Genomic DNA, 24,265 nt, shown 5'->3' on the forward strand with positions numbered 1-24,265 from the left:
GCTCACCGCCGGACCGGCTCGATGCCCTCCAGCGTCGGCACCACCGGCTTGATCGTGCCGTCTGCCGCGAACTCCATGCGGTCGACGGTGGTCTCCCGGTGCATGCCGTCGCCGCCCGGCAGGCCCGGGCCGTTGAGGGCGAAGCGGTGGTAGACCATGTACCAGTCGTCGGTGCCGGGTGTGTTCACCACCGAGTGATGGCCGGTGCCGAGGATGCCGTACTCGGGCCGCTTCTCCAGGATCGTCCCGCGCTTGGTCCACGGGCCGAGCGGGGACGGTCCCGTCGCGTACGCCACGTGGTAGTTCTCGCTGCGGGTGTCGTCCTCCGACCACATGAAGTAGTACGTGCCCTTCCGCTTGATCACGAAGGAGCCCTCGCGGAAGTTGTCCGGGGTGATGTCCTTCACCTTCGACGCGTCGAAGGACACCATGTCGTCGTTGAGCGGCACCACGTACCCGTGGCCGTTGCCCCAGTACAGATACGCCTGGCCGTCGTCGTCCGTGAAGACCGCCGGGTCGATCATCTGGCCCTTGAGCGCCCCGCCCTTGGCGACCAGCGGCTTGCCGAGCGCGTCCTTGAAGGGTCCGGCGGGGGAGTCGGCCACCGCCACGCCGATCTGCTGTTCGGCGCAGAAGTAGAAGTAGTACTTGCCGTTCCGCTCGGCGATCGCGGGCGCCCAGGCGTTCTTGTCGGCCCAGCTCACGTCCGGACCGAGGTCGACGATGACGCCGTGGTCCTTCCAGTTGACCAGGTCCTTCGAGGAGTACGCCTTGAACTTGGTGCCGCTCCAGCCCTCGAAGCCGTCCGTCGTCGGGTAGATCCAGTATCTGCCGTCGAGATAGTGCACGTCGGGGTCGGCGTTCAGGCCGGGCAGGAGCGGGCTGCGGGTGCGGACCGCCTCGACCGTCCAGACGCGCTTGGTGCCGTCGGCCGCTGTGACGGTGTACTTCTGCGGCGTGCGGAAGTCGCGGCGCGTGCCGGACTTCGGGCTCAGCTTGGCACCTTCACCCACCCAGAGCTTCGGGGCGAGGTCCCGCAGGTCGGCCTTGGGCTCCATCGGCAGCACGACCTTCGAGGCGCTGTCCGTGACGATCGAGTAGCCCTTCTGGTGCTTCGCCGTCGCGTCCACCACCGAGGTGGAGGTGCTCGGGTAGGCGGCCAGCAGCCGGTCGTACTCCTTCTGCGTCACCGGGAGCACCGTGCCGTGCCGGGGGCTCGCGGGGAGCTGGTAGTTCGTGGACGGGGTCCACTTGCCCGAGGCGAGGTCGGTGGTCTCGAACGGCAGATAGCCGCGGCCGCCGTACTCGTCGATGAACAGGTACCACTTCTTCTCGGTGTTCGACTTGAACACCGTCGGGCCCTCACCGCGGTCCATCGCGCCCTTGCCGATGCAGTCGGCCACGAAGTCGTACTTCGTCGAGGTCAGGGAGGCCGACTTCTCGCCGGTGATGAACTTCGAGCAGGGGCTGGAGGAGGTGGGGTCCCGCTCGTCCTTGGTGTAGCGGTAGTACTCGTCCTTGTACTTCACGACCGTGGAGTCGATGACCGAGTAGCCGGGGTCGTTCCAGACCTTCGGCTCGCTGAAGGTGCGGAAGTCCTTCGTGGTCGCGTACATCATCTTGTTGTACGTGTCGCCCTTGTGGTCCGGGTCGTCGTCGGCGTAGAGCTTCGACGCCCAGAAGACGACGTACTCACCGAGCTTGTCGTCCCAGTAGGCCTCCGGGGCCCAGGTGTTGCCCGCGGTGTCCGGGGAGACCTTCACCAGCCGCTGGTCGGTCCAGTGGACCAGGTCGGTGGACTCCCAGACCATGATCGACTTGCTGCCGTGCCGCTGGACGTCGTCCCAGCTCCCGCTGGAGTTCTTGTACATCCTGAGGTCGGTGGCGATCAGGAAGAACTTGTCGTCCTTCGGGGAGCGGATGACGAACGGGTCGCGCAGCCCCTTCTCGCCGATCGTCGAGGTCAGGACCGGCTTGCCGGCGTTCAGCTCACGCCAGTGCAGCGCGTCGTTGCCCCGGCTGAGGGCGTAACGGATCTGCTCGCCGTCGGCGGTGCCCTCGCCCGTGAAGTAGGCGAAGAGATAGCCGGCGTACTTGGAGTGCTTCACGGGTGGTGCTCCGGGGTCTGCGGTGCTGGGCGGCGCCGTGAGGAGAGTCAGGAGGAGGCCGGTCAGGGCCAGGAACGGAAGCAGTAGCGTGCGGGGGCGCATGACACTTCCTGTCGGAGTGTGGGGGATTCTGTTGGGTAGCGGCCCTCGGAGTTTCACCGGGCGGGGGCAGTGCGTCAACGGGTGTGCATGAGGCCGGTGGTTCCGAAAGTTTCGGAACCCGGGCGCGGCTCCGCACGTGACGGCGGCAACGGCGGCAACCCTTTCCCGGCGCGGCGGCGACTGCTGGGCGGAAACGGATCGGAGCGGGCCCCTCCGAACCGCTTCCGTCCCTCATTTCCCAGGAAAGGAACGCTCCGTGCTGCTCAGCACCGGACGCCACCGCAGGACCCGTACGCTCACCATCGCCGCCGCCGTGGCCGTGGCCGCGGGGGCGGGCGGCGTCTACCTCGGGCTGTCGAGCGGTGGCGCGCAGGCCGCCTCGGCCGCGGTCACCGTCTCCACCGCCGCCCAGCTCGAAGCGGCCGTGAAGAACGCCACCGCCGGCACCGTCATCCAGGTCCGCGGCGGCACCTACCACCCGGCCGCGACCCTCAAGTCCACGGCGAACGGCACGAGTTCGGCCCGCATCACCCTGCGCCCGTACGGCAACGAGAAGGTGCGGATCGACGGCTCCAAGCTGCCCGCCGGCTCCTGGCTGGCCGGGATCTACGGCGACTACTGGACCGTCCAGGACCTGGCCTTCGTCAACGCCCCGGCCCAGGGCTTCGTCGCCACGTCCTCGGCCGGCGGCGTGTTCAGGAACCTGGTCACCGCCGACAACGGCGACTCCGGCTTCACCCTGCGCGGCGACGGCACCACCGGCAACCTCGTGCAGAACCTGGACAGCCACGGCAACTACGACCCGGCAGGTCACGGCCAGAACGCCGACGGCATCGCCGTGAAGTTCGGCTCCGGTACGGGCAACCGGATCACCGGCGCCCGGCTGTACAACAACTCCGACGACGGCCTCGACCTCTGGCAGTTCTCCTCGCCGGTCACCCTCGAGCACTCCTGGGCCTTCGGCAACGGCAAGAACCGCTGGAACGACCCTGCCTTCGAGGGCAACGGCAACGGCTTCAAACTGGGCGGCGGGGGAGCCTCCGTCGCCCACGTCGTCAACAACAACGCGGCCTGGGACAACACGCTCCACGGCTTCACCGAGAACTCCAACACCGGAGCCATCGCCCTGAACCGCAACACCGCGTACGCCAACGCCCAGAACGGCTTCTACTTCGCCACCGGCAAGGCCCGCCTCGGCAAGAACCTCGCGGTCAAGGACAAGGGCGGCCCCGTGAAGCGGGGTTCCTCGACGGTCTCCGCCGGCAACAACTGGGACAGCGGCGTCGCCACCCCGCCCTTCAGGTCGACGGACGCGGCCGGCGCGTACGGGGTACGCAAGGCGGACGGCTCACTCCCCGCGACGACGTTCCTGACGACCGGCTCCACGACCATCGGCTCGACGATGGACTAGGCGGCCGTCGTGCGGCTGCCCCGGGCGGCATAGAGGAGCAGCCCGCCGACGGCCAGGACGGCGGCGGCCACCGTGGCGGCCGTGCTGTCCGACGGCTGCACGGGCCAGGTCGGGAGCCGCATATCCCTGGCTCCGTCAGCGGCGGAACGACCGCCGCGGCTCCCGCCCGGGCGGTCGGCGGGGTCCAGGCCAGCCGATGGCCCAGCGCGGCCGCCGCCGGCGCGGTGAGTCCGGCGAGGCCGGCCGTGGCGCGCAGGACGACACCGGCCGGGGCGCCGCTCGCCGCGGCCGCCACCGCGCACACCGCGCCGGCGGCCAGCACGAGACGCGCCGTGCGCCGGCGGGCCCAGCGGATCGCCGCCGTCCCCTCCGGCGCGGCGGCGGCCCCGCCGAGCCCGTGGCCGAGCACACCGAGACCGAGCCCCAGGGCGAGCACCGCGAAGACGCGGATCTGCCACTGCTGTGCGGAGGCGTTCCCGAGCAGGTCCACACACCTGGTCGGTCGTCCGGCGGTCCCCGCGGGTTCACCGCCGGCCTGTGATGCCCGCCACGTGTACGCATGAGCGTGGGTTCATGAGCGTGCGCACATGCCGACGCCCCCGCCGGTTCGCACCGACGGGGGCGTCCTGCCGGCCGGCCGAGGGGGGCTCGGCCGGTACCGTTCGACCGTCCGGAGGGGGGCTCCGGAGGGTCGGGTGCCGAAGGTCCGGCTGGGGGACCGGACGTCCGGCGTCCGGCCCGCCCGAGGGATGATGCGGGCGAGCCGGAGGTTCACATGGGCCGTTGCCTCACTGGTAGCTGATGTCGGAGGCCGTGAACTTGCAGGTCTTGCCGTCCGGGCCCGGCGGCTTCAGCTCGGTCGGCTCCTTGCCCGTGTTGTTGCCCTTGAAGCGCACACACGTCTTGATCTTCTTCTTGCTGTCGCCGTGGACGCGGATCTTCGACAGCGTGGCCGTGTCGCCGTAGTTCTCGTTCACGCCGACGATCGAGTTCATCGGGGCCGTCACGTCGATGTCGTTGAGCACGATCGTGCGCTTGTACTGCGTCCCGCAGTTGCCGCAGGAACGGACCAGCTTGCCGGCGTTCTGCACCTGGAAGCCCGACACGTTCAGCGTCCCGGCGCCGTTGAACTGCAGCACCTTGTCATCGGCGTTCTTCGCGCCGCCGCCGATCACCTTGTACACCGCCGAGGCGGACTTGCCCTTGAAGCTGGCCGCGTCCTCGCCGACGTCCAGCCACCACACGTTCTGCAGCGTGCAACTGCCCTTGCAGTGCACGCCGTCCGCGGCCGGGGTGCCGATGATGACGTTCTTCAGCGTGGCGCCGTCGGCCAGCTCGAAGAGAGGGTCCTGGCCCTCGTCCTGGCTGTCGCCGCCGAGCGCGCCGCTGCCGTAGAACTTCTTCATCCCGCCGTCGTGCACGCCGGAGACCGGGATGGTCTTCGACACGGGCTTGCTGCCCGTGTCCGAGGGCCAGGAGGACGCGGCGCCCGCGGTGGACAGCATCGACGTGGTGACGATCGCCGCTCCCGTGATGCCGAACGCGGACAGTCCGGCGATCACACCCCGCCGCTTGGTGACGCTGCGGCGATGGCGGACGCGCTGTTCTGCTGGTGCAGTCATGTACCGATTCCTCGAATGGGGGGTGACTCTTTGCGCCTAGGGGTCGTCACCGGCGAGGAAAGGGTTGCCGCGTCTTCAGATCTTTTTCACGCGCGTGTTTCAGGCCCGGTCGCGCCCGGTCGCCGACGCCAGAGCCAGCCAGCCGCCGCCCGTCGCGATGCCGCCGTTCGGCTCGGGTGTGCCGAAGGGAGGGGTGTCCGTACCCGTCGTTGGTGAGCAGCCGGGCATCGGCCAGTTCGGAGGCCATGGCCTGCGCGGCCGTCAAGGGCGTGGAGGGGTCGTATCTGGTGCCGACGACCAGGATGGGGTAAGCGTCCGGCGACACCCGCGCGGGCGGCGCTCTCCTCCTCGAAGGAGTGGTAGGCCTCGGGGTCACGCGGATTGGGGCTGTCGGCGCAGAACACGGCGGCGCCCTGCTCCTCACCCGCGTACGGGTTCGGGTTCGGCACCGGGGGCGCTGGCGGCGGCGTGGGCGGCTCCGGCGTGCGGCCCTGCCACAGGTCCGCCACGGCGAGGTGCTGCCCGGTCAGTACGGTCGAGCAGCTCACCAGCGCGGCGACGACCGCGGCACCACGCCGTCGGCTCACCCTCGGTCCGGATATGTGCATGGTTGTGTCCTCCACGGCCGTGCGCCCGACGCCCGTACGCGCTGGAGGCCGGCCCGCATCCGTGTCCACGGCACCCCGTCCCGAAGCCCCGCGCGAGCCGACCGAGGCCGAATGGCCGAACGGGCGACCGGGCGACCGGGCGACCTACGAGTCGCCCCCGGCGTCGTCCGCGCCCTCCTCGTCGTCCACGGCCGCGAAGCCCCCGCCCACCGACAGCCGCTCCGACCCCGCGGCGGCCGTCACCGAGTAGCGGTCCTTGCCCGCGTCACGCCCCCCGCGGTCATGGTCGAACTGGCCGGCGAACACCCACTCGCCCGCCGGGACCTTGCGGCCCTCCTTGAGGGTCCAGGTGTAGACGAGGGAGCCGTCCCGCTCGCCCACCGTGAGCGTGAAGTCGTTCTCGGGCAGTGACCGCCAGGCGCCCGCGTCGGAGACCCCGCCGGTCTGGGCGACGCTCAACCGCACGGTCAGCGCGGTCAGTTCCTCGCGGGTCTTGATCGTGATGTTGCTCTGCGCCCAGAAGTCGTTGCTGTGCGGGTCGACCGAGCCGTCCGACCACAGCGGCCCGTCCTCGGTCGAGGCGGAGGCGGAGGCGGCGGGCGGCCGCGCCGTGACGGAGGCGCTCGGCTTCCCGGAGGGGGGCGGGGCGGACTCGCGGCGCTCCGGCGAGGAGGTCGGCGTCGGATCCACCGGCGGCACGGGGGCCCGGCTCGTCGCAGCCGGCGACGGTGTGGGCGTCGGCGACGTCGCCACCTCCTGCTGCGGCGGGGCGGCCTCGTCCTTCACCGCTGAGGCGACCGCGTAACCGCCCACGGCCAGCACGCCCGCCACCGCGGCCGTCGCACCGGCCACCCGCATCCAGCCGAACACCGGCGGACGCGTCGCCCGATGGGCGGGTACGGCCGGACCGGCCATGCCGCGCTCGACCCGGGCCAGGATGCTCTCCCGGTCGGGCTCGTGCCCCCCGGCCGCCTCGTGCAGCCGGGCGCGCAGCTCCTCGTGCACGTCCCGCCGCATGGTCATCGGTCCCTCCCTCCGCCCTCACCGGTGCGCGCCCGCAAGCCCTCCACGGCGGGTGAGCAACGGGGCGCGCCCACCGCCGCGTGCATGCGCTGCGGCACTCCCTTCGTGCCCAGCAACCGCTGCAGTTCGGCCATTCCCTTCGAGGTCTGGCTCTTCACCGTACCCACCGAGACGCCGAGGGCGAGCGCGGTGTCCTTCTCCGACAGGTCGAACGCGTGCCGCAGCACCACACAGGCCCGCTTGCGGAACGGCAGCCTGCGCAACGCCTCCTGGACGTCGACGACGCCCGCGACGTCCGGGTTCTCGGTGTTCTCCTCGCGCTGCGACCAGAACAGGGCGATGCGCCGCCGCTCACGCACGGCGCTGCGGATGCGGGTGCGGGCCAGGTTGGCGACCACACCGCGGGCGTACGCCGCCGGATGGTCGGCGGCGCGCACCCGGTCCCAGCGGTGCCACAGCGCCAGTAACGCGTCCGCCGCCAGGTCGTCGGCGGTGTCCGACTCGCCCGTCAACAGGTAGGCCAGACGGGAGAGTTCGGCGTAATGGCGCTCGAAGAAGGCGTGGAACTCCACGGAGGCGGCGTCGTCGACGACTGTGCCCACGGGCGACCTCTCCTCGCAGCGGCTTCGGGCACTCCCGGGCGGGGGCGCCTGTGCGTGTCATGTAGATGACATGTGATCATCCGGGGGAGGCCCGGACGAGATCGGGAAGCGTAGCAGCGTTCGTCAGGATGGTTCGTACGGAGCTTCGAACAACGTATGGCGGGCCGGACTTCGATTCCGTAACACGAAGAAAACCTGAACGTGGTTCAACGCGAGGAAAATCCAGCCAGCATCCGCACACCGATCACCCAGGCACCGAGGAGCACTCGTCATGTCCGAATCGCAGAAGGTGGCCGACCGGTCCGACGCCGCACCACCGGCGGTGAACAGCGTCGACCGGTTCTTCAAGATCTCCGAGCGGGGGTCCACCTTCGGCCGTGAGATACGCGGCGGCCTCGCCACGTTCTTCACGATGGCCTACATCCTTGTCCTGAATCCCATCATCCTGGGCAGCGCGAAGGACAAGTTCGGGCACCAGCTGGACGCCGTCCAACTCACCACCGCCACGGCCCTGGTGGCCGCGGTCATGACGATCATCATGGGCGTCGGCGGCAATCTGCCCCTCGCGCTCGCCGCCGGGCTCGGCCTGAACGCCGTGGTGGCCTTCCAGATCGCCCCGCTGATGAGCTGGGACGACGCCATGGGCCTGATCGTCCTCGAAGGCCTGCTGATCTGCGTGCTGGTGGTGACCGGTCTGCGCGAGGCCGTCATGCACGCCATACCCCAGCCGCTCAAGCAGGCGATCAGCGTCGGCATCGGCCTGTTCATCGCCTTCATCGGCTTCGTCGACGCCGGGTTCGTCACCCGCATCCCGGACGCCGCGAACACCACCGTGCCCGTTCAGCTGGGCGGCACCGGCACCCTCACCGGCTGGCCGATGCTCGTCTTCTGTCTCGGCCTGCTGCTGACGATCGGCCTGCTCGCCCGCAAGGTCAAGGGCGCCATCCTGATCAGCATCGTCGGCATGACGGCGGTGGCGATCGTGATCAACTCCATCGCCGACATCAAGACCTGGGGCCTGACCACACCCTCCTGGCCCGACAACCTCGTCGACACCCCCGACTTCGGACTCATCGGCGACTTCGACCTGTTCGGCGCGTTCGGCGCCCCCGGCGTCGGCGTCATCACGGTCGTCCTGCTGATCTTCACCCTGATCCTGTCCGACTTCTTCGACACCATGGGCACGGTCGTCGGCGTCAGCGCCGAGGCGGGTCTGCTGGACGAGGAGGGCAAGGTCCCGAACCTCGGCCGGGTGCTGCTGATCGACGGTGCCGCGGCGGTCGCGGGCGGCGCGGCCTCCGCCTCCTCGGCGACCTCCTACATCGAGTCGGCGGCCGGCGTCGGCGAGGGCTCGCGCACCGGCTTCTCCAACCTCGTCACCGGCGGCCTGTTCGCCCTCGCGCTGTTCCTGACCCCGCTGCTCACCATCGTCCCGCTGCAGGCGGCCGCCCCGGCCCTGGTCGCCGTCGGCTTCCTGATGATGACCCAGGTCAAGCACATCGACTGGGACCGGTACGACATCGCCATCCCCGCGTTCCTCACCATCGCCGTGATGCCGTTCACCTACTCCATCACCAACGGCATCGGCGCCGGCTTCCTCGCCTACGTCGTCATCAAGACCGTGCTCGGCAAGGCCAAGGAGGTCCACTGGCTGCTGTGGGGCACCTCGGCGCTGTTCGTCGTGTACTTCGCGATCGACCCCATCGAGCAGCTGCTCGGCGCCAAGTAGGGCCTGGGGCAAGGCGAAGGGCCGCCCCCGGGGGGAAGGGGGCGGCCCATCTGTCTGTAGAGACGGCTTTCGTACGGCGAAGGTTCAGTCGGGGGTTCAGCCCTTCAGCGCCGCTTCCATCATCGCCTTGGCGACCGGCGCCGCCAGGCCGTTGCCGCTGACCTCCGAGCGGGCGGCGTTCGACTGCTCGACCATGACCGCCACGGCGACCTCCTTGCCCGACGAGTCGGACTTGCCGTAGGAGGTGAACCAGGCGTACGGCACCTGGCTGTTGTTCTCGCCGTGCTGGGCGGTGCCCGTCTTGCCGCCCACGGTCGCGCCCGCGATCTGCGCGTTCGAGCCGGTGCCCTTGTTCACGACCGTCTGCATCGCCGACTGCAACTGCTCGGCCGTCGAGGAGCTGACGATCTCCTTCGAGTCCGCCTCGTCGTCGTAGTCCTCCAGCACATCACCGCCGCTGTTGGTGATCTGCGAAACCATGTGCGGCGAGACCAGCTTGCCGCCGTTGGCGATGGCCGCCGACACCATGGCCATCTGCAGCGGGGTCGCGGTGACGTCGAACTGGCCGATGCCCGTCAGGGCGGTCTGCGACGGGTACATGTCCGACGGGTACACGCTCGTGTAGGCCCGGACCGGCACATCCAGGTTGTCGTCGTTGAAGCCGAACTTCTCGGCCATCGCCTTCACCTTGTCCTGGCCGAGCTGGACGGCCATCTTCGCGAAGACGTTGTTGCACGAGTACTGCAGCGCCGTGCGGATCGTGGCGTCCGTGCAGGGCGCGTTCGGGTTCTCGTTCGACAGCTTCGTGCTGGTGCCCGGCAGCGTGTACGGGTCCGGGCTGTCGGTCTTGTCGTCCACCGAGTCGTACAGGCCGTCCTCCAGCGCCGCCGCGGCCACGACCAGCTTGAACGTCGAGCCGGGCGGCAGCGGCTGCCGCAGCGCACGGTTGGTCAGCGGCTTCTCCGGGTCGCTCGTGAGCTTCTTCCAGGCCACCCCGGCGGTGTTGGCGTCCGTCAGCGACGAGGGGTCGTACGACGGCGTCGACACGACCGCGAGGATCTTCCCCGTCTTCGGGTCGATGGCGACGGCGCCGCCCTTCTTGTCGCCGAGCGCGTCGATCCCCGCCTTCTGCACGCCCGGATCGATCGTGGTGACCACGTTGCCCGGTTCGGCCCGCTGGTTGGTGACGGTGTCCATCACGGACTTCAGACGGTTGTCCGTGCCGTTCAGGAGGTCGGTGTAGATGCCCTCCAGCTGGGTCGGCGCATACGCCTGGGAGGCGTACCCCGTCACCGCCGCGTACCGCTCACCGTCCGTGTACGTGCGCTTGTACTTGAGGTCGCCTGTCTTGGTCGAGGTCGAGCCGGTGACCGACCGGCCGCCCACGATGATGTTCCCGAGCGGCGCCGAGTACGTCTCGATGGCGTTCCGCCGGTTGTCCTTGTCGTCTGCGAGCGCCTGGCCGTCGTAGAACTGCACCCAGGTCGCCCTGACCAGCAGAGCGAACACAAGGAGCAGCGCGAAGACCGATGCGCGCCTGATCGTCTTGTTCATCCCGAACATGAGGACGAACCAGGAGGGGCGGATCGTTCCCACCCGTCCCGTTTTCTCATTCGGCGTTAAGAAAGCCCGCCTCGTACGCCGCGATGACCGCCTGCGTACGGTCCCGGGTGCCCGTCTTGGCCAGGACCGCGGCCACGTGCGATTTCACCGTGGCGGGGCCGACCTCCATCCGGCGGGCGATCTCCGCGTTGGTCAGCCCGCCCGCCATGTGCCGCAGCACCTCCCGCTCGCGTCCCGTGAGCTTCGCCACCCACGCGGGCGGCGCGGGGTGCGCGCGTGCGTGCTCGGTCGCCAGCGTGCGGACGGCAGCCGGGAACAGCAGGCTGTCGCTGCGCGCCACCAGCCGGACCGCCTGGACGAGCGCGTCGGCGTCCGCCCGCTTCAGCAGGAACCCGGCGGCTCCGGCGCGCAGCGCGTCGTACACGTAGGAGTCGTTCTCGAACGTCGTCACGACGACGATCCGGGGCGGCTCGTCCAGCGTGGCCAGGATCTGCTCGGTGGCGCGGATGCCGTCGGTCTCCGGCATCCGCACGTCCATGAGGACGACGTCCGGCCGCAGCTCCCGTACGACCGACACGGCCTCGGCACCGGTGGCCGCCTCGCCCACCACCTCCAGGTCCGGCTCGGCGGAGAGGATGGCGCGCAGCGCGGTGCGCACCATGCGCTCGTCGTCGGCGAGGACGACACGGACGGGTGCCGGGCGGGTCATACGGGTCCTCTCATCGGCAGGTGCACGCGCAGACGCCAGGTCTGTGCGGCGGTCGGTCCGGCCGTCGAGGTCCCGCCCAGCAGCCTGGCCCGGTCCGCGATGCCGCGCAGCCCGTGGCCGCCGCCGGGCCGGGAGGGCGCGGGGCCGGTCACCGGATTCTCCACGGTGATCTCCAACTCCCCGCCCGCCACCGCGATCCGCACCTCCACGGCGACCCGGTGACCGGCGTGCCTGAGGGCGTTGCTCAGCCCCTCCTGCACGATGCGGTAGGCCTCGCGGGACAGCAGCGGAGGCAGCGCCTCCGGGTCGGCGTCGATCGTGGCCGTGACCCGGGCCCCGCTCGCCCGGGTGCGGGACAGCAGGCCCTCGAGGTCGCCGGCGAGGGTGGGTGCCGGGGCGGTTCCGGGGCCGTCGCCCTCGCGCAGCACGCCCAGCACGGCGTCGAGTTCGCCGACGGTACGCCGGGTCGTGTCCTCGATCGCGGCGAGGGCCTCGCGCACGAACTCCGGGTCGGAGTCGAGGACCCGGCGTGCCGCGCTCGCCTGGAGGGTGACCGCGCTCAGCGCGTGACCCACCGAGTCGTGCAGCTCCCGCGCCAGCCGGTTGCGTACGGCGAGGTCGGCGGCGCGTGCCTCGGCGGCCGCCAGCCGGCCCTCGGGAGACGGTCCGAGCAGGGCGGGCGCCCAGCGGGCCAGCAGCACACCGCAGCCGGCCGCGCAGCCCGCGAGGGCGACCAGCATCGCCGCGCCCGCCACCGGCGTGAGCGCCAACGCCCAGGCATGGTCCAGGACTTCGGGCACTCCGGACGGTGTGCCGCACAGCCCGGCGATGAGCGGCAGCAGGATCAGCGCGACGGCGAACGGCGGCACGGCCAGCGACATCCCGGCGATGATCCCGCCCAGCCCGAGATGGAGCGTGAACCAGCCCGCCGTACGCCCCTTCTCGCCCCGCGTCCGGGCCGGTCCGAAGGCGAGCCGGTCCGCGTCGACACCGCACAGCCAGCGCACGGCGGCGGCCTCCAGCGGCCGGGTCAGCGGGAACACGGACGTGACGGCGGCGAGCGGCAGCCCCACCCCGAACGAGGCGAGCTGAAGGGGAAAGGAGCCGAAGACGTCCGTACTGCCGGTGGCCGGGCCGATGATCACCGAGCCCACCAGCACATACGGCATGGCGAGCGCGCCGCCGAGGATCAGATGGATCCAGCGCAGCCGCGCCCGCCGGCCGAACAGAACCCGGGCAGCCGGTCTCACACCGCCCGCCGCGCGGTCCTGGCCGAGCGCTCGGCGAAGTGGTAGACGCCGATGGCGGCGACGAGGAGGCCGACGAGCATCTGCCCAGCGTAGGCGAGGCTCATCAGCGGCGTCGGACGGTCGGCGAGGTCCTCCACACCGCCGAGCGAGGCCAGCGACAGCCAGCCGCCCCAGCAGGCCACGGCACCCGAGCCGACCCAGGCGAGCCCGAGCGGCACCGCCACGGGCAGGGCCCGGCCGCGCCGGAACGCCAGCAGGAGACCACCGGCGACGGCCGCGACGAGGAACAGCACGTACACGGCCTCCAGGACGTGGAAGTCGGCGGTGCGGTCCGCCGCCCGGCCCTCGCCGAGCCCGGCGGTGACACCGCAGGCCCACAACAGATGGACGGTGAGCGGCAGCAGGGCGAGCACGGCGGCCGCGACGGCGAGCGCGCGGTGGGCGGGCCCGACCACTCCGACGGGCAGCTCCCACACCCGGCCGCGCCACAGGTGCCCCCAGCGGTCGCGGGCGTGGAGCACGAACAGGGCGCCGAGAGCGATGCCTTGGAGGATGAACCCGGTGTACACCACGGTGAACACCCATGCGTGGAGGAACGATTCATGCCCCTGGTCCGGCGCGGCTCCGCCGCCGAACGCCTTCACGACCAGCTGCGCCGGGAACCCGGTCATGATCGGCGCGAGCAGCCCGGTGGCGACCCACACGGGAAAGGCGAGCAGCCAGGCAGGCACCTTCAGACCCCACGGCCGGGTCAGCACCAGCGCCAGCACGATCACCGCGCTGTCCAGCAGCACGGACAGACCGTTGATCACGGCCATGCCGACACGGTCGTCGAGCAGGGCGCTTCCCTCGGGGATGCCGACGTGGCTTCCGGCGATCCAGGCGCCCTTGAGCCCGAGGTAGGGCAGGCAGGAGAGGACGGCGACGGCGCGGAGGGCGCGCCGGGGGCGGCTCGGACCGACGGCCGGGTGGGGAGCGCTGAGAAGATCGATCGACTGCGTCATGCGGTCAGGCTCCCGCGCGGGACGCGGCCGGCACCTCCTGCACGGTGACGATCCGCCTCCGCCGCACGGGGGAGACCCTTGGGGAGTTTCTCAGCCCTCCAGGATCAGCACCGTCTCGTCGATCTCGGCATCCCGGGCCTGCGCGTACCCCCTGGCCGCCGCCACGACACGGAACCCGCACTTCTCCAGGACGCGCAGCGACCCCACGTTGTCCGAAGCCGCCCGCGCGTAGAGGGGACGCTCGTCCACCTCCGTCACCAGCGCCCGCAGGGCGTCGGTCGCGAGGCCCTTGCCCCAGTACGCGCGGTCGATCCAGTACGTCACCTCGCGCTCGCCCGGCTCCCCGTACACCGCGGTGCTGCCGACCACGTCACCGTCGGCCAGCACCGTGCGGATCACGGCGGACGAGGAACGGATCCTGGCCCAGTGGGCGTCGAAGGCGTCCCGGTCGGCCGGGTCCTTGGGGGTGAAGGCGGCCATGTGCAGCGCCTCGGGGTCGTTCATCTGCCGGAAGAAGACCGGCAGATCGCTGTCGTGGACCGCGCGCAGCTCGACATTCATGCCTCAGAGCCTACGGGTGGCCAGTGTCAGCCGGTCCCGTGCGTCGAACAGCGCGTCCTTCACCAGCTGTTCGTGCGCCGGCGTCAGCCGGGCCACCGGCACCGAGCAGCTGATCGCGTCCCGCGCCGGAGTGCGGTACGGGATAGCCACGCCGAAGCAGCGCAGCCCCAGCGTGTTCTCCTCGCGGTCCACGGCGAAGCCCTGCTCCCGCACCTGGTGCAGCTCCTCGATGAGCTTCTCCCGGTCGGTGATCGTGTGCTCGGTCAGCGCGGGCAGCGTCTCCGGGAGCATCTTGCGGACCTGCTCGTCCGAGTACGTGCTCAGCAGCGCCTTGCCGAGGGACGTGGAGTGCGCGGGCAGCCGCCGGCCGACCCGGGTGAAGGGGCGCAGATAGTGCTGCGACTGGCGGGTGGCGAGATAGACGACGTTCGTGCCGTCCAGGCGGGCCAGGTGGATGGTCTCCGTGGTGTCGTCCGAGAGCCGGTCCAGCGTCGGGCGGGCCGAGGCGACCACCTCGTCGCCGTCGATGTACGACGTGCCGACCAACAGGGCCCGGACGCCGATGCCGTAGCGCGTGCCCGTCGCGTCCGTCTCCACCCAGCCCAGCTCGACCAGGGTGCGCAGCAGCATGTACAGGCTGGACTTGGGATACCCGACGGCCTCCTGGACCGCCGCGAGGGAGTGCATACCGGGCCGGCCGGCGAAGTACTCCAGCAGTTCCACGGTCCGCACCGCGCTCTTGACCTGCGCACCGCCGCCTGTCTCGCCTGCCGACATCGCCCTTGACCCCTTCGTTCGACGAGAAGCTGGAGATATAGTCTCCGACAGCATTCATCATCAGAGACAGCGTTCAGTATATCGAACATCCCTGGTGATGACGTACATACTGCGGCATTGCATGCGGCAACGAATGTGGAGGGACCCGCGGTGGCAGCAGCACCAGTCTGGAGTGTCGACCCCCGAACCGGGAAGCAGCGCGAGCAGGTTGCGGTGGAGGCCACAGCCCAGGAGGTGGACGCCGCCGTCCGGGCCGCGGACGAGGCGCGGGGCGCACTCGCCGACCGCGCCGTCCGCTCGGCCTTCCTGCGCACCGCCGCCGACGAGCTGCAGGCGGCGAAGGACGGTCTCGTCGAGACCGCCGACGCCGAGTCCGCGCTCGGCCCGGTCCGGCTGACCGGCGAACTCGCCCGCACCTGCTTCCAGCTGCGGGCCTTCGCCGACATAGTCGACGAGGGCGCCTTCCTCGACGTCGTCATCAACCACCCCGACGACACCGCGACCCCGCCGATCCCGGACCTGCGCCGCTACAAGGTGTCGCTGGGTGTCGTCGCCGTCTACTCGGCGTCGAACTTCCCCTTCGCCTTCTCGGTGGCGGGCGGCGACACGGCTAGCGCCCTCGCGGCCGGCTGCCCGGTCGTCGTCAAGGCCCACCCGGACCACCCGGCCCTGTCCGAGTACGTCGCCGTGGTGCTGCGCCGGGCCGCCGCCCGGCACGGCATCCCCGAGGGCGTCGTCGGCCTGGTGCACGGCTTCGAGGCGGGCGTCGAGCTGATCCAGCACCCGCTGGTCGCGGCGGCCGGCTTCACCGGCTCGGTGCGCGGTGGCCGTGCCCTCTTCGACGCGGCGGCCGCCCGCCCCGTCCCGATCCCCTTCCACGGCGAGCTGGGCTCCCTGAACCCGGTCGTCGTCACCGAGGCCGCGGCCGCCGAGCGCGCCGAGGCGATCGGCGCGGGCCTCGCCGGGTCGATGACGCTGGGCGTCGGCCAGTTCTGTGTGAAGCCGGGCCTCGTCCTCGCCCCCGCCGGCGCCGCCGGTGACGCGCTGCTGAAGTCCCTGACCGACGCCGTCAGCGACACCGACGCCGGAGTCCTGCTCGACCACCGCATGCGCGACAACTTCGTCGCCGGTGTCGCCGAGCGCGCGCGGCTGGCCGACGTGGAGTCCCCGGTCACGCCCGGCTCGGGCGGCGAGCACACCGTCAGCGCGGGCTTCCTCACCGTGCCGGCGAGCCGGCTGGCAGCGGAGGGTGAGCACGACCTGCTGCTGGAGGAGTGCTTCGGGCCGGTCACCGTGGTGGCCCGCTATGAGGACGACGCCGAGGTGAAGGCGGTGCTGTCGCGGCTGCCGGGGAATCTCACGGCGACGGTGCAGCTCTCCGAGGAGGAGGCCGCGGGGGAGGGCCGGGGGTCCGAGATCCTGGCGGAGCTGACGCCGCTGGCCGGGCGTGTGCTGGTCAATGGGTGGCCGACGGGTGTGGCGGTCGCGGCCGCGCAGCATCACGGTGGGCCCTACCCGGCCACGACTTCTACGTCCACGTCGGTGGGTGGTACGGCTATCGAGCGGTGGTTGCGGCCGGTCGCTTATCAGAACGCGCCGTCTGCGTTGCTTCCTGCGGAACTTCGGGACGAGAACCCGTTGGGGCTGCCTCGGCGGTTCAACGGGCGTTTGGAGCGGTAGCGCCTTGGGGGTGCGGTGAGTTGCGGGATGCCGGTTCGTTGTGGCTTGTCGCGCAGTTCCCCGCGCCCCTGAGGGGCGGACCTGGAAGAGTTGGCTGGATGGATCTGGAACTTTCCGAACTTCCTTTCGGTCTGCGTACGTATGGGCCTGATGGTCACTGGTCTTATGAGGACGGGGTGCTGTCCGGGTGGGCCGGGCCCAGGCAGGATCGGTTCGTGCCGCCCACGGGGGAGGGGCTGGACCCCGCCGCCGACGCGCCGCGTCTGCTCGGGGCGCCCGAAGGGGACTTCCAGCTGATCGCCCGGGTCACGGTGGGGTTCGGTGCGGCCTTCGACGCGGGCGTGCTCTACGTGCATGTAGGGGAGCGGGCCTGGGCGAAGCTCTGCCTGGAGTACTCCCCGGACGTCCCCACCGTCTGCACGGTCGTCACCCGGGGCCACTCGGACGACGCCAACTCCTTCACCGTGGACGGCAGTTCCGTCTGGCTGCGGGTGAGCCGCACCGGCCGGGCCTTCGGCTTCCACGCCTCCCGGGACGGCGAACACTGGACCTTCGTCCGCCTCTTCACCCTGGGCGAGGAGAAGGAGACGGGCGCTGCCTTGGTCGGCTTCATGACCCAGTCCCCGATGGGCGAGGGCTGCGTGGTGACGTACGACCACATCGAGTTCCGCCCGAACTGGCCGAAGGACCTGCGGGACGGCGGCTGAGGCCCGCCCGTGGAACCGCCCCCTCGTCCGGCGCGTCCTGTGCTGCATGATCGAAACCAACCCGAATGTCGACGGTCTGGAGATCAGGACCGCACTGCCCGCCGAGGCGGGGGAGGTCGCCGCGTTACACCGGCGCGCCCGGGCCACCTACTACCCGGACGGGTTCCCGGATGACGGGGCCGACTGGCAGGGCCGGTGGCGGGAGGCGATAGGGAGGTCCGACGGGCGGGTGCTGTGCGCGGTGCGTGACGGGCGCCTGGCCGGGATCGCCTCCTTCCGCAGGGCGGAGGGGGCTCCCGCCGGCACCGTCACGTTGTTCCAGTTCCACGTCGACCCCGGCCGGTGGCGCGCCGGAATCGGCACCGCCCTGCACATCGCGTGTGTGGAGGAGTGGCGGACCGGCGGGGTGCGTACGGCCTGGCTCGACGTGCATGTGGGCAATGAGCGGGCACGGGGCTTCTACGGTCGGCAGGGCTGGGTAGCGGACCCGGAGTCGCCGGTCGGCCCGGACGATCACCACATGCGGCTGCGGCTCACCGTTTCCGGGGAATGAAGCCGCCTGCTTGAACGTTCATGCACTCGGCGGAGGGAGTCTCCGTAACCCGTACGAGCTGGAGAGAGCCGAGACATGCGCGTCGAGATCTGGAGCGACATCGCCTGCCCCTGGTGCTACGTGGGCAAGGCCCGCTTCGAGAAGGCGCTGCGGGACTTCCCGCACCGCGACGAGGTCGAGATCGTGCACCGCTCCTTCGAGCTGGACCCGGGCCGCGCCAAGGACGACATCCAGCCCGTGATCACCATGCTCACCAGGAAGTACGGGATGAGCCCCGCGCAGGCCGAGGCGGGCGAGGACAACCTGGGCGCGCAGGCCGCCGCCGAGGGGCTGGACTACCGCACCCGGGGCCGCGACCACGGCAGCACCTTCGACATGCACCGCCTGCTCCACCTCGCCAAGGAGCACGGCCGCCAGGAGCGGCTGCTCGACGTGCTGTACCGGGCCAACTTCGCCGAGGAACGCTCGGTCTTCGGCGAGGACGAGCGGCTCGTGGAGCTCGCCGTGGCCGCCGGGCTCGACGCGGACGCCGCCCGTGCCGTGCTCGCCGACCCGGAGGCGTACGCCGCCGAGGTCCGGGCCGACGAGCGGGAGGCCGCGGAGCTCGGCGCGAACGGTGTGCCGTTCTTCGTGCTCGACCGGAAGTACGGCGTCTCCGGCGCCCAGCCCGCCGAGGTCTTCGCCCAGGCCCTGACCCAGGCGTTCGGCGAGCGCGCGCCGCTGAAGATCGTCGACAGCGGAGCCACCGAGGGCGCGGACGCGTGTGGCCCGGACGGCTGTGCGGTGCCCCAGCACTGAAACCCGCAGGTCGGGGCGTATCCATAAGCGCTGCTTGGCGACATCACGCAGACATCGGCAATGGACGGGGGGTTCCCCGGGGACGCAGAGTGGTCCCATGGAGACCTTCGAGAACCTCGTCCGTGCCGAGTTCACCCCGAAGCAGACCTACCTCAACACCGCGAGCAACGGGCTCCTGCCCGCCCGTACCGTCACCGCCCTGCACCAGGCGGTGCGGATGCGTGCCGAGGGCACGCCCCTGGGTCCCCTGTACGAGGAGGTGGAGGCCGCCCGCGCGTCCTTCGCCCGGCTCGCCGGAGTGCCGGCGGAGCGTGTCGCGACCGGGGCCTCGGTCGCCGAGTACGGCGGGCTGATCGCCGCCTCGCTGCCCGCCGGTGCCGAAGTCCTCACGGCGGAGGGCGACTTCGCGTCCCTGGTGAACCCGTTCCATGTGCGCGGCGATCTCAAGGTGCGCGCCGTGCCCCTGGAGCGGCTCGCCGAGTCCGTCCGGCCCGGCACCGCGCTCGTCGCGGTCAGCACCGCCCAGTCCGCCGACGGACGGCTCGCCGATCTGCCGGCCGTGCGCGAGGCGGCCCGGGCGCACGGGGCCCGCACCTACGTCGACGCCTCGCAGTCGGCCGGCTGGCTGCCCATGGACGGTGACGCGGACGACTTCCTCGCCGCCGTCGGCTTCAAATGGCTCATGGGGCCGCACGGGGCCGCGTTCTTCGTCGCCCCGCGGGACTTCGGCGGGCTCACCCCGCTGCTCGCCGGCTGGGTCGCCGGCGAGGTCCCCTGGGACAGCTGCTACGGCCCCGTCGAGCAACTCGCCGACTCCGCACGGCGGTTCGACATCAGCCCGGCCCTCTTCACGTATGCCGGGCTGCGCGCCTCACTGGCGCTGATCGAGGAACTCGGCGTCGACGCCGTGCACGCTCACGATGTCGCGCTCGCGGACCGCTTCCGGGCCGGGCTCGACGGGCTGGGCCACACGCCGGTGTCCGCGCCGGGCTCGGCGATCGTGTCCGTGCCGGGGCTGGGCCACCGGCAGGGCGAGCTGAGCAGGGCGGGCATCGAGGTGTCCGACCGGGCCGGCAATCTGCGGGCCGCGTTCCACCTCTACAACACGCCGTCGGACGTCGACCGTCTCCTGGACGTCCTGTCCGGCTGAGGACATGACCGGGCCGGACCTCCCGTCCCACACGAGGAGGCCCGGCCCGGTGCTCAGAGGGGCGTCACCGCACCGGCGTGAACTCCCTGGCCCCGATGAACTCGGGGCGCCGGACCGGCGCCGCGAACGGCTCGACCGCCGTGTTCTCCACGCTGTTGAACACGATGAACACGTTGCTGCGCGGGAACGGCGTGATGTTGTCGCCGGAACCGTGCATGGCGTTGCAGTCGAACCAGGTCGCCGAACCGGCCTTGCCCGTGAACAACTTGATGCCGTGATGCGAGGCCAGCTGGCTCAGCGCCTCGTCGGAGGGCGTGCCCGCGTCCTGCATCTGCAGCGACTTCTTGTAGTTGTCCTTCGGCGTTTCTCCCGAGCACCCGAGGAACGTCTTGTGCGACCCCGGCATGATCATGAGCCCGCCGTTGGTGTCGTAGTTCTCGGTCAGCGCGATCGAGACCGACACCGTGCGCATCCGCGGCAGACCGTCCTCGGCGTGCCACGTCTCGAAGTCCGAGTGCCAGTAGAAGCCACTGGCCCCGAAGCCCGGCTTGACGTTGATCCGCGACTGGTGGACGTACACGTCCGAGCCGAGGATCTGCCGCGCCCGACCGACGACCCGCTCGTCGCGCACCAGCCTGGCGAACACCTCACTGATCTTGTGCACCTCGAAGACCGTGCGGATCTCCTTGGACTGCGGCTCGACGATCGACCGCTCGTCGGCCCGCATGTCCGGGTCGTGCACCAGCCGGTTCAGCTCGTTCCGGTAGACCGCGACCTCGTCCTCGGTGATCAGCTCCTCGATGGCGAGGAAGCCGTCACGCTCGAACGACAGCAGGTCGGCCGGCGCCACCGGGCCCGGGGCGTCGGGCGCGCCCCAGACGACCGGGTCCTGGCGCGGCGTCAGCACCTCGGCGGCGCCACGACTCGGATAGAGGTCCGGCATACCGGTGGTGGTGTCGTAGGTGGCGGTCATGAAACGTCACACCTCCTCGGTGAGCAGCGGGTATACGCCGTTCTCGTCGTGGTCCTCCCGTCCGGTGACAGGCGGGTTGAAGACGCAGAGGCAGCGGAAGTCCTGCTTGATCCGCAGCGTGTGCTTCTCGTGGCCGTCCAGGAGGTACATGGTTCCGGGCGTGATCGTGTACGACTTCCCGGTCTCGTGGTCGGTCAGTTCGGCCTCACCCTCCACACAGACGACGGCCTCGATGTGGTTCGCGTACCACATCGACGTCTCCGTACCCGCGTACAGGACCGTCTCATGCAGGGAGAAGCCGACCTTCTCCTTGGCGAGGACGATGCGCTTGCTCTCCCACGTACCGGACGCCGACTTCACGTGCCGGTCGGTACCTTCGATCTCCTTGAACGAACGGACAATCACGGTGCTGCGATGCCTCCTCGGTGAGTGATGCTCGGTTGGTGTGTCAGGCGGTCTCTCGGACGGCGCGGGCCAGCGTCCGCAGGCCCTCGTCCAGCTCTTCGGGGGTGATGGTCAGGGCGGGGAGCATCTTGACGACCTCGCTCTCCGGGCCGGACGTCTCGATCAGCAGCCCCAGCTCGAAGGCGCGCTTGGCGACCTTGCCCGCGCGCTCCTTGTCGTGGAACTCCAGGCCCCACACCAGGCCGCGGCCCCGGTACTCCTTCACGTCGGCCAGGTTCTCCTCGGTGATGGAGATCAGCGCCTGCTCGACCTGCTCGCCGCGCTTGCGGGTCTGCTTCTCCATCGCGGAACCGTCGGCCCAGTACGTCTCCAGGGTCGCGGTGGCCGTGACGAACGCGGGGTTGTTGCCGCGGAACGTGCCGTTGTGCTCGCCGGGCTCCCAGACGTCGAGCTCGGGCTTGAACAGGCACAGCGACATCGGCAGGCCGTAGCCGCTGATCGACTTCGAGACGGTGACGATGTCCGGCACGATGCCCGCCTCCTCGAAGGAGAAGAAGGCGCCGGTACGGCCGCAGCCCATCTGGATGTCGTCGACGATCAGCAGCATGTCCTGCCGCTCGCACAGCTCGGACAGGGCGCGCAGCCACTCGGGCCGGGCCACGTTGATGCCGCCCTCGCCCTGCACGGTCTCGACGATCACGGCGGCCGGCTTGTTCAGGCCGGAGCCCTGGTCCTCCAGCAGTCGCTCGAACCACAGGAAGTCCTCGACGGTGCCGTCGAAGTAGTTGTCGAACGGCATGGGCGTGCCGTGCACCAGCGGTATACCGGCGCCGGCGCGCTTGAAGGCGTTGCCGGTCACGGCCAGCGAGCCCAGCGACATGCCGTGGAAGGCGTTGGTGAACGAGACGATCGACTCGCGCCCCTTCACCTTCCGCGCCAGCTTCAGCGCGGCCTCCACGGCGTTGGTGCCCGTCGGGCCGGGGAACATGACCTTGTAGGGCAGGTCGCGCGGCCGCAGCAGCAGGTTCTGGAAGGACTCCAGGAAGGCCCGCTTGGCGGTGGTCGACATGTCGAGCCCGTGCGTGACGCCGTCACGCTCCAGGTAGTCGATCAGCGCGCGTTTCAGGACCGGGTTGTTGTGCCCGTAGTTCAGTGACCCCGCTCCGGCGAAGAAGTCGAGGTACTCATGGCCGTCCTCGTCGTACATACGGCTGCCCACGGCGCGGTCGAAGACAGTGGGCCAGCCGCGGCAGTAGCTGCGCACCTCGGACTCAACGGTCTCGAAGACACTCAGGTCGGGCTGGGTGATGGTCACGACGAATCGCTCCTCGGTACGTGGGGAAAGTCTGCGGGGTGGGGGGTGAGGGTGGGACGGGAAGTCAGTGGGGCAACGGGCCGATGCGGTAGAGGACCTCGGGGTCGTGCGGCCCGTCGGGGAACACGGCCGTGTCGAAGAGCACCTCGCGCTCCAGCCGGGCGCCGTGACGCTCGGCGAACGATGTGAACAGGCGCTCCGAGGCGGTGTTGCCCGGAGTGATGGTGGTCTCCACCGTCGTCACCCCGAGGTCGGCCACGGTCCGGGCGGCCAGACCGTCGAGCAGCGTGGCGGCCAGCCCGCGCCCGCGGTGCGCCTCGTCCACGGCCACCTGCCAGACCAGCAGGGTGCCCGGGCTGTCCGGTCGCACGTAGCCGGTGATGAAGCCCATCGGTTCGCCGTGCTCGTCACGCGCCACGGCCGACGTGGCCGAGAAGTCACGGCACCACAGCAGATAGCTGTAGGACGAGTTCAGGTCCAGAACCTTCGAGTCCTTCGCCATCCGCCACAGCGCGGCTCCGTCGGCCACGGTGGGACGGTCGATTTGCGGATCTGCTTGTACGGCAGTCATGCAATCTGAATTTACCAGAGAAATTTAGAATTGCATCGCCAGGCGGGGTTACGTATGGAGCGCGTCTGTGCTATCGCGCGGGCGCGAGTCTTGGGGAGCGAGGGTGGCGAGATGCCTGGTTTTGTCCCGGAAATATCGGGCAAAGTGGTCACGGTGTGTAACGCGTCACAGCCATGTAATCACCACGAGATCTGCCTGAATTCCCTCGCGGAGTGTCCCCAAAATCTCGTGTTTAGGACCGAGGAAAGCGGGCAGAAGAATACGGGAAGCTGTTCATTGATGAATTCTTAATATGTGCGCCAGCTTACATGCGGGATGTAGCGGAAAGCACGTGTAATTCAGGCCCCGGTCACTCCGTCGATGCGTTCCCGCAAGAGATCGGCATGACCGTTGTGCCGTGCGTATTCCTCGATCATGTGAATCAGCACCCATCGCAGACTGACCTCCATCCCCGGGACCGGCCCCTCGGCGACCCGCCCGACGTGGTCCAGAGGCAGCCCCGCGCACAGCTCCCGCCCCCGCGCGATCTCCCGCCGCCAGATCCCCAGCGCCTCGTCGAGGCCCCGCCCCGGATCCAGCGCGTAGCCGGTCGGGTCCTCGAACAGCGGCGGCACGCCGAGGCCGGCGGTCACCCGCTGGAACCAGTTCCGCTCGACCTCGGCGAGGTGCTGCACCAGCCCGAGCAGCGTCAGCGCGGACGGCTCGGCCGACGGGACCCGCACCTGCGCGTCGTCGAGCCCCGCGCACTTCAGCGCCAGCGTGGCCCGGTGAAAGTCCAGCCAGCTCTCCAGCATGGCCCGCTCGTCACCGCTCAGATGCGGCACGGGGCGGCCGTCGGGGAGCGTCGGGGTGTGTTCGGCGGATGTGTCGGTCGTCATACGCGGAGCATGGCACGGGCCACTGACACCGGCCGGTGCCTGCTTCCAGCCCGTCCGGCGCTTGAGGACGAGGCCGTTCAGGCCGAAGCGGGGGTCTGGGGGCGCGGCCCCCAGCGGGGTCGAAGGGGCGGAGCCCCTGGAGGCAGGGACGGGAAGGGGCGGCGGG

General features: G+C 70.4%; 25 protein-coding genes. 8 read left to right on the plus strand and 17 right to left on the minus strand.

Annotated elements, in window-relative coordinates; all coding sequences use genetic code 11:
- Positions 1-2 precede the first annotated feature (2 nt).
- Complete coding sequence (locus ACFT4A_RS11635) at positions 3-2,210, minus strand: family 43 glycosylhydrolase (protein ID WP_382828264.1); 2,208 nt, start codon at positions 2,208-2,210, stop codon at positions 3-5.
- Between the two features lie 256 nt (positions 2,211-2,466).
- On the opposite strand from ACFT4A_RS11635, the gene ACFT4A_RS11640 reads away from it, so the two are divergent.
- Positions 2,467-3,621, plus strand: coding sequence for a right-handed parallel beta-helix repeat-containing protein (locus ACFT4A_RS11640; RefSeq protein ID WP_382828267.1), 1,155 nt, complete (start codon positions 2,467-2,469; stop codon positions 3,619-3,621).
- On the opposite strand, the gene ACFT4A_RS11645 is transcribed toward ACFT4A_RS11640, so the two are convergent.
- A complete protein-coding gene (locus ACFT4A_RS11645) occupies positions 3,618-3,743 on the minus strand; it encodes a hypothetical protein (protein WP_382828270.1) in 126 nt (41 codons plus the stop codon). The two genes, ACFT4A_RS11640 and ACFT4A_RS11645, sit on opposite strands and share 4 nt — an antisense overlap.
- A 74-nt stretch (positions 3,744-3,817) precedes the next feature.
- Between ACFT4A_RS11645 and ACFT4A_RS11650 the strand changes: the two genes are divergently transcribed.
- On the plus strand, positions 3,818-4,162 hold the full coding sequence (locus ACFT4A_RS11650; protein ID WP_382828273.1) for a hypothetical protein: 345 nt from the start codon (positions 3,818-3,820) through the stop codon (positions 4,160-4,162).
- A gap of 247 nt (positions 4,163-4,409) precedes the next feature.
- Here the strand turns inward: ACFT4A_RS11650 and ACFT4A_RS11655 are convergent, their stop codons facing one another.
- The 4 genes from ACFT4A_RS11655 to ACFT4A_RS11670 all read right to left on the minus strand — a co-directional run bounded on the left by ACFT4A_RS11655 (position 4,410) and on the right by ACFT4A_RS11670 (position 7,476).
- Positions 4,410-5,243: a pectate lyase gene (locus ACFT4A_RS11655; RefSeq protein WP_382828275.1), complete on the minus strand. Its 834-nt coding sequence runs from the start codon at positions 5,241-5,243 to the stop codon at positions 4,410-4,412.
- 46 nt (positions 5,244-5,289) lie between these two features.
- Entirely contained in the window at positions 5,290-5,667 is a 378-nt protein-coding gene (locus ACFT4A_RS11660) for an alpha/beta hydrolase (protein WP_382828278.1), read from the minus strand.
- Positions 5,668-5,995: 328 nt separating this feature from the next.
- On the minus strand, positions 5,996-6,874 hold the full coding sequence (locus ACFT4A_RS11665; protein ID WP_382828281.1) for a hypothetical protein: 879 nt from the start codon (positions 6,872-6,874) through the stop codon (positions 5,996-5,998).
- Positions 6,871-7,476 (minus strand): SigE family RNA polymerase sigma factor, encoded by a 606-nt coding sequence (locus ACFT4A_RS11670; RefSeq protein WP_382828284.1) that lies wholly within the window; start codon positions 7,474-7,476, stop codon positions 6,871-6,873. Before ACFT4A_RS11670 ends, ACFT4A_RS11665 begins: the two co-directional genes overlap by 4 nt.
- A 271-nt stretch (positions 7,477-7,747) precedes the next feature.
- On the opposite strand from ACFT4A_RS11670, the gene ACFT4A_RS11675 reads away from it, so the two are divergent.
- Positions 7,748-9,205, plus strand: a complete 1,458-nt coding sequence (locus ACFT4A_RS11675) for an NCS2 family permease (protein WP_382828287.1) — start codon at positions 7,748-7,750, stop codon at positions 9,203-9,205.
- A gap of 96 nt (positions 9,206-9,301) precedes the next feature.
- On the opposite strand, the gene ACFT4A_RS11680 is transcribed toward ACFT4A_RS11675, so the two are convergent.
- From ACFT4A_RS11680 to ACFT4A_RS11705, 6 genes are all read right to left on the minus strand, one after another.
- Positions 9,302-10,759, minus strand: a complete 1,458-nt coding sequence (locus ACFT4A_RS11680) for a peptidoglycan D,D-transpeptidase FtsI family protein (protein ID WP_382828488.1) — start codon at positions 10,757-10,759, stop codon at positions 9,302-9,304.
- A 55-nt stretch (positions 10,760-10,814) separates the two neighbouring features.
- Positions 10,815-11,477 (minus strand): response regulator, encoded by a 663-nt coding sequence (locus tag ACFT4A_RS11685; RefSeq protein WP_382828289.1) that lies wholly within the window; start codon positions 11,475-11,477, stop codon positions 10,815-10,817.
- The gene (locus ACFT4A_RS11690; RefSeq protein WP_382828292.1) at positions 11,474-12,727 is read right to left on the minus strand and encodes a sensor histidine kinase; all 1,254 of its coding nucleotides are present in this window, start codon (positions 12,725-12,727) and stop codon (positions 11,474-11,476) included. The genes ACFT4A_RS11685 and ACFT4A_RS11690 overlap by 4 nt, the downstream gene beginning before the upstream one ends.
- On the minus strand, positions 12,724-13,731 hold the full coding sequence (locus ACFT4A_RS11695; RefSeq protein ID WP_382828296.1) for a hypothetical protein: 1,008 nt from the start codon (positions 13,729-13,731) through the stop codon (positions 12,724-12,726). Before ACFT4A_RS11695 ends, ACFT4A_RS11690 begins: the two co-directional genes overlap by 4 nt.
- A gap of 90 nt (positions 13,732-13,821) precedes the next feature.
- Positions 13,822-14,292, minus strand: a complete 471-nt coding sequence (locus ACFT4A_RS11700; RefSeq protein ID WP_382828299.1) for a GNAT family N-acetyltransferase — start codon at positions 14,290-14,292, stop codon at positions 13,822-13,824.
- A gap of 3 nt (positions 14,293-14,295) precedes the next feature.
- Positions 14,296-15,069, minus strand: coding sequence for an IclR family transcriptional regulator (locus ACFT4A_RS11705; RefSeq protein ID WP_189730338.1), 774 nt, complete (start codon positions 15,067-15,069; stop codon positions 14,296-14,298).
- A gap of 150 nt (positions 15,070-15,219) precedes the next feature.
- Here ACFT4A_RS11705 and ACFT4A_RS11710 point away from each other — a divergent pair, with 150 nt between their 5' ends.
- The 5 genes from ACFT4A_RS11710 to ACFT4A_RS11730 all read left to right on the plus strand — a co-directional run bounded on the left by ACFT4A_RS11710 (position 15,220) and on the right by ACFT4A_RS11730 (position 19,957).
- Positions 15,220-16,749, plus strand: coding sequence for an aldehyde dehydrogenase (NADP(+)) (locus tag ACFT4A_RS11710; protein WP_382828302.1), 1,530 nt, complete (start codon positions 15,220-15,222; stop codon positions 16,747-16,749).
- 98 nt (positions 16,750-16,847) lie between these two features.
- A complete protein-coding gene (locus ACFT4A_RS11715; protein ID WP_382828304.1) occupies positions 16,848-17,456 on the plus strand; it encodes a DUF1349 domain-containing protein in 609 nt (202 codons plus the stop codon).
- Positions 17,457-17,502: 46 nt separating this feature from the next.
- Entirely contained in the window at positions 17,503-18,009 is a 507-nt protein-coding gene (locus ACFT4A_RS11720; RefSeq protein ID WP_382828306.1) for a GNAT family N-acetyltransferase, read from the plus strand.
- Positions 18,010-18,084: 75 nt separating this feature from the next.
- The gene (locus ACFT4A_RS11725) at positions 18,085-18,807 is read left to right on the plus strand and encodes a DsbA family oxidoreductase (protein ID WP_382828310.1); all 723 of its coding nucleotides are present in this window, start codon (positions 18,085-18,087) and stop codon (positions 18,805-18,807) included.
- A gap of 97 nt (positions 18,808-18,904) precedes the next feature.
- Positions 18,905-19,957, plus strand: a complete 1,053-nt coding sequence (locus ACFT4A_RS11730; RefSeq protein ID WP_382828312.1) for an aminotransferase class V-fold PLP-dependent enzyme — start codon at positions 18,905-18,907, stop codon at positions 19,955-19,957.
- Between the two features lie 64 nt (positions 19,958-20,021).
- Here ACFT4A_RS11730 and thpD read toward each other — a convergent pair whose 3' ends face one another.
- The 5 genes from thpD to ACFT4A_RS11755 form a co-directional block, all read right to left on the minus strand.
- Positions 20,022-20,930 carry an ectoine hydroxylase gene (thpD, locus tag ACFT4A_RS11735; protein WP_382828314.1) on the minus strand — a complete coding sequence of 303 codons (909 nt, stop codon included), beginning with the start codon at positions 20,928-20,930 and terminating at the stop codon, positions 20,022-20,024.
- A gap of 6 nt (positions 20,931-20,936) precedes the next feature.
- A complete protein-coding gene (locus ACFT4A_RS11740; RefSeq protein ID WP_184599670.1) occupies positions 20,937-21,335 on the minus strand; it encodes an ectoine synthase in 399 nt (132 codons plus the stop codon).
- A gap of 43 nt (positions 21,336-21,378) precedes the next feature.
- Positions 21,379-22,650, minus strand: a complete 1,272-nt coding sequence (ectB, locus tag ACFT4A_RS11745; protein WP_382828317.1) for a diaminobutyrate--2-oxoglutarate transaminase — start codon at positions 22,648-22,650, stop codon at positions 21,379-21,381.
- 64 nt (positions 22,651-22,714) lie between these two features.
- Positions 22,715-23,221, minus strand: coding sequence for a diaminobutyrate acetyltransferase (gene ectA, locus ACFT4A_RS11750; protein WP_382828320.1), 507 nt, complete (start codon positions 23,219-23,221; stop codon positions 22,715-22,717).
- A 338-nt stretch (positions 23,222-23,559) separates the two neighbouring features.
- Positions 23,560-24,099: a DinB family protein gene (locus tag ACFT4A_RS11755; protein ID WP_382828321.1), complete on the minus strand. Its 540-nt coding sequence runs from the start codon at positions 24,097-24,099 to the stop codon at positions 23,560-23,562.
- Positions 24,100-24,265: the final 166 nt, after the last annotated feature.

It is taken from the genome of Streptomyces sp. NPDC057099 (assembly GCF_042671245.1).
Classification (GTDB): domain Bacteria; phylum Actinomycetota; class Actinomycetes; order Streptomycetales; family Streptomycetaceae; genus Streptomyces; species Streptomyces purpurascens.